The organism is Microbacterium sp. Kw_RZR3, assembly GCF_029222405.1.
Lineage (GTDB): Bacteria > Actinomycetota > Actinomycetes > Actinomycetales > Microbacteriaceae > Microbacterium.
Genome location: NZ_JARHXC010000261.1, coordinates 1 through 8,334 on the forward strand (window position 1 = coordinate 1; position 8,334 = coordinate 8,334).

The 8,334-nt window shown below is 68.4% G+C and carries 7 protein-coding genes; 2 read left to right on the top strand and 5 right to left on the bottom strand.

From position 1 onward, the window contains the following. Positions 1-64 precede the first annotated feature (64 nt). On the top strand, positions 65-805 hold the full coding sequence (locus P2P98_RS14645) for a hypothetical protein (RefSeq protein WP_275800844.1): 741 nt from the start codon (positions 65-67) through the stop codon (positions 803-805). A 632-nt stretch (positions 806-1,437) separates the two neighbouring features. Further along, positions 1,438-1,848, top strand: coding sequence for a hypothetical protein (locus P2P98_RS14650; protein ID WP_275800845.1), 411 nt, complete (start codon positions 1,438-1,440; stop codon positions 1,846-1,848). Positions 1,849-1,880: 32 nt separating this feature from the next. Here P2P98_RS14650 and P2P98_RS14655 read toward each other — a convergent pair whose 3' ends face one another. The 5 genes from P2P98_RS14655 to P2P98_RS14675 form a co-directional block, all read right to left on the bottom strand. Then, on the bottom strand, positions 1,881-2,192 hold the full coding sequence (locus tag P2P98_RS14655) for a DMT family transporter (protein WP_345799726.1): 312 nt from the start codon (positions 2,190-2,192) through the stop codon (positions 1,881-1,883). Between the two features lie 49 nt (positions 2,193-2,241). After that, complete coding sequence (locus tag P2P98_RS14660; protein ID WP_275800847.1) at positions 2,242-3,531, bottom strand: helix-turn-helix domain-containing protein; 1,290 nt, start codon at positions 3,529-3,531, stop codon at positions 2,242-2,244. Continuing rightward, a complete protein-coding gene (locus P2P98_RS14665; RefSeq protein ID WP_275800848.1) occupies positions 3,528-4,973 on the bottom strand; it encodes an NAD(P)/FAD-dependent oxidoreductase in 1,446 nt (481 codons plus the stop codon). The genes P2P98_RS14660 and P2P98_RS14665 overlap by 4 nt, the downstream gene beginning before the upstream one ends. Continuing rightward, positions 4,970-6,799, bottom strand: a complete 1,830-nt coding sequence (locus P2P98_RS14670; RefSeq protein WP_275800849.1) for a DUF3556 domain-containing protein — start codon at positions 6,797-6,799, stop codon at positions 4,970-4,972. The genes P2P98_RS14665 and P2P98_RS14670 overlap by 4 nt, the downstream gene beginning before the upstream one ends. A 39-nt stretch (positions 6,800-6,838) precedes the next feature. Continuing rightward, positions 6,839-8,334, bottom strand: a 1,496-nt coding sequence (locus P2P98_RS14675) for an AMP-binding protein (RefSeq protein ID WP_275800850.1), incomplete at its 5' end; no start/stop codon positions are given.

Here is an 8,334-nt window from a genome sequence, read left to right on the forward strand (position 1 = left end):
GGGGGGGGCTGCCCGACCTCACCAATGAGGCGTCCCGCTCGCGCAGCCAGAGAGGAAACCCACCATGTACGACCAGCTCATCGCTGCCTTCACTCTCGACAACATCCCTCTCCTGATCGCGGCGGGGCTCACTTTCGCGTTTGGTTACTGGGAGTACCTGTATAGCTTCCGGCTGGTGACGCGGGAGAAGAAGGCCCCGTTCCCGATCTGGATGCACACCTTCTACCTTGCCCACGACAGCTCCTGGGCAGTGATCCTGCTGAGCGCCGCCGCAGCACACAACTGGAACTGGTTCCTCACCGTCGCGTCGATCGCACTGTTCGTGTGGACCGGATTCGAGATCTTCAACCTTTGGAAGGCCGTCACCCTGGAACGGGTCGAGATCTGGGGCCCGTACTTCGGCGATCGAGTCACCATCCGCCAGGCGGTTTTGAACCTGCTGGTTCAACTCGCCGGGTTCTACGCGGTGGTGAACCTGCTCATCGTGTTCATGGGCGAAGGCAGCGTACTCCAGTGGTTCGCGCTCACCAACGTCGTCATGGCTGCCGGCCCCGGCGTTCTGTGGGCGCGGCGCGGCTCCCGGGATGGCACCAGCGTGGGGCTGGGGATCGTGATCGTCTTCGGCACGATCAACACCTTCCTCCCCACCGGAATGTTCGTCCTCGCCCTGCCCGAGGTGTTCAACACCCCCTGGTTCTATCTCACTGGCGTCGTCTTCACCTTCATCGCGATCGGAAACCTGGTCCGGCTGCTCCGATACCCCCGCAAGCAACGAATCGACACACAACGACGCCCCATCTGGTGATGATCACGCCGCTTGAGGTCGGGACCGCGTACTACGCTGATGAACAATCAGACTTGTCCTTAGGCCTACTCGCGCCTCGAGAATGTCGTGGTCGATCTTGCCTCGACGCGAACGACGTCGACACAGGTGCGATGGCGCCACCGTCGAGACAGGCTTGGGCGTGACGGGCTCGTCGGTGAGGGGATCGAACTCACTCTCCGGTACCGAAGAGTCCACATTGGGTGTTGGCTCTGACGAAAGCGATGGCTGCTTTTCGGCCTGCGCAGCTGAAGCCGGCACCGGGAAGCTCGTCGCCTCGGCAGGAACAGAAGCGCCCACCACCATCGCGACTATCGACACACCGGAACCAGCAAAATGCGCGCGCCGTTGAGCACCCTCGAGGACCGCCGCTTCCGAGTTAGGGCGTTGTCTGGACCACCCAGACTGCGCTGACCATACTCACGCTCAAGCACGCCTCTGGGCTGGACGATCTGAGTAGCCCTCGCGCAAGCTCACCCGAAGGATGAGACGGACATCCAACGAGGGAGGAGCCGGAGACGTGTCGCTGCGACATCTAGGCCCGGCACTTGTTCGAGTAAGACAGCTAACCTGTCCGAGAAGTAGAGCCGGTACACCGCTACTCGAATAAATCAGTGCTCCTGCCGCCACCTCTGGTGGAGTTGCAAAAACTGGCTGGCCTCAGGCCCGCTCCGGGCGCCTCAACCGCTTGCCCCGCGCCGATGCCTCAGCCGCTTCGGAGACGTCTTCAACCGACTCTGATCGCTGAGATCGTCGACAAGTACTGCTCGGGCGCAACCACGCCATCGCTCTGCATCGAGTACTCCCTCTCGAAGGGCGGCTTGCTGAAGCTGCTCCGCGACGAAGGCGTCCGACTCCGTTGCCAGCCTCTGACCGACGAGCAGGTGCGCGAGGCGGCGGCCCTCTATGAGAGTGGTGTTTCGCTCGCGGCTATAGCTGCGCACTTCGACGTCAGCTACGGCAACGTCCGGCAAGCCTTCGTCAGGGACGGGGTGGAGCGGCGACCGAGAGGAGGCCGACGGTGACGAGACGTCCACGTCGTGAGAGCTCCGCCGCCTCAGCTTCTCCCCCACGTGATGATCCCCAAGGCTGCGATGGCCACGACGAACCCGACGACCTGACGGCGGGTGGGTCGCTCTCTATCGATCGCGAAGGCGAGGACGACGGTGCTCGCGGGATACAGCGAACTGATCACGGCGACGACCGACAGCATCCCGTTACGCACCGCCTCGAGGTACAGCGCGTTGGCGACCACGTCGAGGATGCCGATGCACGCGGCGAGCCAAAGCATCCGGCGCCCCGCCCCCGGCCGAGCCCACTCAACGCCGACGACAGCGAACGCACCCTCCGCGCAGGGGGCGGCTACCATCACGGCGAAGATCGGTGACGCACGGACACGCTGAGCGGCGCAACGCCCGTCACGTGTGGTGGGCGTCGGCTCCGTCGAGCAGAAGGTCGTCGTAGATCCGCAGCGCCAGGGCGACCTGCAGCGGATCGACGCCACGCGCCCCGACCGCCCCTTCGAACCGGTCGACGCGCTGACGTACCGTGTTGCGGTGGACGCCGAGCTGCTCCGCCGCGCGGACAGCATTCTTGTCGGCGGCGTAGTATGCCGCGACGGTTTCGCGCATCGAGCGCGCGTGCTCCCCGGCACCGGCGTAGTCGCCCAGTACCTCGTGCACCCACGTCGCCGTTGCCGTGGCATCCTTCGTCAGCAGCTGGACCAGCGCGACCTGGGGGTCGGCGTACGACACCACCGCGCGATCGCGGTAACGCGGCGACGACAAGGCCACGAGCCGCGCGATCGCGGCCTGTTCGTGCGAGCGCCGGAACCCGTCGACGTCGTGGCCCGGCTCGCCCAGGGCGGTCCGCACGCCCGGCACGGTCGCCACGTGTTCCTCGATCTGCGCCAGCACGCCCGCGTCGAGCAGCGGCGCCCCGAACCATGCCCAGGCCGTCGACCGGTCCACCACCGTGATCAGCGGGGGTGTGGGAGAGCGCACCACCGTGGCCAGCCGTCGCAGCAGCACGTCGATCTCGTGCTGACGCGCGGCGTCATCGGCATCCATGTCGGACCACGCCATGACCCCGAGGTGCGTCTGCGCAAGCGTGTATCCGGTCTCGGAGGCGAACCCCCGGATCGGCAGGGAGTCGCCGCGCAGCACCTTGAGGATGATGCTCGCGTTCAACGTTGCGCGGGTGCTCCACCACCGCCGACGTTCCTGCTCGTGCACGCCCGTCACGAGCTGCAGGATCCAGTCGATGTAGCGGTGCACGACGTCGGCGATGTCGCGGACCACGTCGATCTTCACGCGGTCTGAGACACCGAGGCGCTCCGCCTCGTCCATCCCGAGCCGCAGGAACATGCTCTGCCCCAGGTAGTAGGCGCGGGTCAGGGCTGACAGCGGAACATCGCGCTGCGCGAGCCGCGCCGCGTACTCGACGGCGGCGGTCGTGGGCTGCAGACTCTCCAGATCGATCTGGTTCGCGAGGATGTGGCAGATCGTCGTCACGTTGCCCTCGATGCTCGCCTGCAGCATCTCGACGAGTTGCGGGTCGCCCCCGAGGTCGTCGATCCGGGATGCCAGGAGGTCGCGCATCTCGCGAACAATCTCGGGCATGCGCAGGTCGAGCTGCCGCGCGACGAGCGCGAGCAGTTCGGAGACGTCGCCCTCGTGCGTCTCGCCGGGACCGGATGCCGTCGTCACGCGGGCTGCGCCTCCGCCGTGCGCCGCGTGACGGTGGGCACGATGCCGCGCAGCGCACGTCGTGCGGCGTTCACGCCGCAAAGGCCATGGATCCCCGGCCCCGGGGGCGTGGCTGCGGAACAGAGGTAGTAGCCCGGCACCCCCGTATCGTACGGCTGCGCCGTGATGCGCGGACCGAGCGTGAACTGCAACGGCGTCTTGGCGCCGGTGAGGATGTCGCCCCCGACGAAGTTCGGGTTCCGCTGGCTCCACTCGGTCGCGGTGATGACCCGCATCGCCCGGATACGGTCGCGGAAGCCCGGGGCGAACCGCTCGATCTGCGACACGACGGCGTCGCTGGCATCCCCCGTGTATCCGGCGGGCACGTGGGCGTAGGCGTACAGCGGATGCACGTTCCCCACCGAGCGCTGCGGGTCGGCGACGTGCTGCTGACCGACGAGCACGAAGGGACGTTCTGGCATCCGCCCCTCGGCGACGTCGCGTTCGACGGCCGCGATCTCGCGCGCCGACCCCGCCAGGTGCACGGTGCCCGCGCGCCCGGTCTCTTCCGCACGCCACGGCACGCCGCCTTCGACCGCGAACTCGACCTTGAAGGCCGCAGGCCCAGGGCGGAAGCGGCGGAACGCCTCCGCGATGGGACGACTCAGGCTCCCCCCGAGGATCTCGGCGACGGCGTGCGGGTGCACGTCGAGCATGGCGACGTCGTGCGGGGGCAGATCACGTCGCGAGCGGATGCGCCGCCCGGTTTCGAACGTCACCCCGCGTTCGCGCAGCCGCGCGATCACCGCCGCGGTGAGCGTCCCCGTGCCGCCCGCGACGACGGGCCACCCCACGGCGTGCCCGGCGGTGATGATGCCCGCGCCGATCCCGCCCACGAGGGGCTGGTCGAGCCGCTGGAACGCGTGGGCCGCGACGCCCAGGAACAGCGCCCGCGTCCGCTTCTCGGCGAAAGCGCGCGAGGTCCACACCGGCGGCGGCCCAGCGACCGCGCCGAAGCGCGCGAGGAGCAGGGGGTGACGAGGGATGCCGATGAGCGGGCGGAGGATGTCCTCCGACAGGGCGGCGAAAGACCGGGACGACGGCCCGAACATGGTCCGCCACCGCCACCCGTCGCGCCCGAGGTCGGCCGCGGTGTCGTCGATGGAGCGGCGCAGCAGCACGACGTCGCCATCGTCGAGCGGGTGGGCGCAGTCGATCTCGGGGAGTACCCAGGGCGACTCCGGCAGGTCGAGGTCGGCGAAGTAGGGCGACCCCGCGGCCATCGGGTGCACCGCGGCGCAGTGGTCCTGGATGAGCCCCGCGAGGAGGGGCTCGCTGTTGCGCGCCCCTCCCCCGAGCTCGTCCGCCGCCTCGACGACGTGCACGTCGAGGCCGGCGGCCGAGAGGGTCGCGGCTGCGGCCAGTCCGTTCGGACCGCTGCCGACGACCACCGCGCGCGTCATTTCGGGACCCGCTCTCCTCGCCTGCGCGAGACCGTGCGGACGCTGTTCGTCACGTCGGCCACGCGGCCGGCCGCGTCGGCGCGCCAGTACCGCTCAAGGGGGATGGGGCCGTCGGCGAGCCACGGCTGGGCGGCCACGGCATCTGCCACGCGCCACCGGCCCCGCTCGATGACTCCGCGGGCCGCATCGATCACCTTGTACTCCTGGAAGGTCGCGTGGATGGCCTGAGATTCCACCCATACCACCACGAACTCCCCGGGTTCGAAGCGGCAGCGGCTCTGCAGGGCACGGATGAGCGACTCGTCGTGCAGGTGCCCGTCGCCGAAGTTGAACCCGATGACCGAGTTGCAGGCGAACTCTCCCTCGCGGATCGTGCGCGTCTCGATGTCGGGCAGGGCCCGGTAGAGCACCGAGAAGAGCCCGCGGCCCTGGCTGTGCATCGAACGCCAGGCCAGCGTCTGCTGCATCGTGATCTCGGCGATCTCGGGGGCGTAACCGAGTTGCGCGAGCTGGTCGACCTGGTTCGATGTCGGCCGGACGACGGCATCCAGCTTCTGCTCCGCTCCCGGCGTGAAGGTCCACAGCGCCGAGGCCCAGTTGCCCGCGTACTGACGCATCGACGGCAGGAACGAGACCTTATCGGGGCGCAGGTTGCCGAGCACCGGGAAGAAGAGCAACGCCGCGACGATCCCGGCGAGCAGCCACACGTTCGAGAAGTCGGTGACCGCGTACCCCGACTGCGCGGGGAATCCGAGGAAGAGGAACACCGCGGCGTAGCAGAACAGGGTGTTCCACTCGAGCGGGACGGCGAGCGGGAACGTCGAGAAGATGAACAGGTGGAAGCCGACGATGAGGACGACCCCGGCAAGCGTGACCCAGAAGTTCTGTGAGAACAGCAGCACGAGCGGAACGGCGATCTCGACCGTGGTCCCCATCGCGTGCGCCATGAACTGCGCGAGCTTCGACGGGCGGATGTCGCGCGGGAAGTCGCGGTAGAGCGAGCGCTTGAGCCATCGCGGCGGCCAGAACGGGGTGTTGCTGAGCATCGGCGGGATGACGTTGACGAAGTGCTTACCGAACTTCGAGATGCCCGCGCACACCCACACGGTCACGATGAGCAGCTTCAGCGCGATGATCATGTCGACGAACGACAACACCGAGAAGAAGACCAGCGCCGGCAGATACTGCTCGATGCGCGAGGCGACCGCGATCGTCTTGTCGCGCACACCCACGATCACCAGCAGCGCGATCGCGACGATCACCGGAGTGGTCTGCACCAACCCGCTCGTGTTCTCGGGGAGCGCCGCGGCGAGCGCCGGGGTCACCGTGCCGGGGAGCACGAGCGCGGTGGCGAGCGCTGCGAGGAACCCGAGGTAGACGACGACGTCGAAGATCGTCCGGGTGTCGCCGGCAGTCCCCGGCACCCAGGCCCACGGCCGCAGCCGGATCGTGCCCGGCCGGGCCCAGAACTGGATGCCGCCGGTCATGGGCTTGAACTTGCCCGCAGTCGGCCCCCACGAACCGGCCAAGCCGATCGCCTCGAGCAGCATCGTCCAGATGATCGCCTTCTGGTAGACGATCGGCTGATCCCACCATTGGTCGACCTGCCAGAACCAACCCACGCCGCTCGTGGCGGTGATGATGACGCTGCCCATGAGGAGCCACAGCACGCCGATCTTCACGAGGTAGGTCGCAGCGATCATGCGGGGCGATCCGAAGCCGTACTCCACCCAGTGCAGGGCCAGGGCTTTGATCCGCTCGCGCAGCGGCTGGTGCAGGAACGTGGTCGTGTCCACGGGCGGAAAATCCGCTGTCTTGAATCCCATGACAACTCCTTCGGTGACGGGATGAGGGAAGAGAAGTAATCAGGCGGCGGCCGCGGCGAGCGCGCGACGCATCGCCGGTTTGTCGACCTTGCCGACCGGGTTGCGAACGAGATCCGTGACGATGCGGATCTCGGCGGGCACCTTGATCTTGGTGAGACCCTCGGCGCAGTGCGCACGCAGTTCGTCCTCGGTGACCGCCTCGCCGGGGTGGAGGACGACGTCCGCGACAGGGACCTCGCCGTACACCGGGTCAGGCCGCCCGACGACCGCGGCCTCGAGCACCGCGGGATGCGTGGCGAGGAATGCCTCGATCTCCTTGGGGTACAGGTTCTCGCCGCCGCGGATGATCATGTCCTTGGCCCGATCGACGAGCGTCAGGTAGGCGTCTTCATCCAGGATGCCGATATCCCCGGTCCGCAGCCATCCTCCGCGCATCACCTCCGCCGTGGCATCCGGTCGTCCGAGGTACCCGCGCATGACCGTGGGGCTGAGGATCGCCACCTCGCCCCGCACCCCCGGGGGCACGAGACGACCCTCGTCGTCGAGGACGGCGATCTGCTGGCCGGGGAGCGCGCGGCCCACGGTGCCGGGCTTGCGCACGCCCCAGAGCGGGTTGCACGCCGAGGCGCACGTGGCCTCGGTGAGGCCATACCCCTCGAGGATCGGGATGCCGAATCGCTCCTCACTGAAAGCAAGGAGTTCAGGGCTGGCCGGAGCCGCGCCGCAGATCGCCACGCGCAGCGAGGGCAGACGCGGAAACTCTTCCCGCGGAATCTCGGCCAGACGGGCGAAGATCGCTGGCACCGCGGAGAAGTAGGTGGGCCGGAACCGCTGGAGCGCGTCGAGGAAGGTGGCGGGGGCGAAGCGTTCGAGGATCGAAACGCTGCCGCCGGCACTGATCGGGGCGAGGAAGCTCACGCAGAGCGAGTTGACGTGGAACAGCGGCAGGACCAGCAGGGCCTGGTCGCCGGGTCCGAGCTCGATGTGCGTGCGGAGGGAGGCCGCCATGGCGCTGAGGTTGGCGTGGTCGAGCATGACGCCCTTGGGCTGGCCGGTCGAGCCGCTCGTATACACCAGCAGCGCCAGGGTGTCGGGCGTAATGTTCGGGTCGTCGACGGGGCCGTCGGGGACGCGTGCGAGATCCGCCGGCGCAAGCGTGTCGACCTCGACGTTCGGCGTACCCGAGGTGATGAGCAGCCGCGCTCCCGAGTCGTCGAGCTGGTAGCGCAGCTCGCGCTCGGTGAACGTAGGGTTCACCGGCGTCACCGCGGCACCCACGCGCCAGGCGCCGAGCATGGCGGTGAGGAACGCGACGGAGTTCGGCAGCATGATCGCCACGACGTCGCCACGGCCGATTCCCCGCGCCGCGAACTGCTCCGCGCAGGCCGCGGCACGTCGTTCGAGGGCGCGATAGCTGAGCTCCTCGGTCACATCGCGCACCGCCGGCCGCGCGGTCCCCGCCGAGGGGCTCCGCCACGGCAGATGATCGAGGCCGGACACCGTGCCCCGTGTCGTGGTGCGCGTGTCGAGTTCGT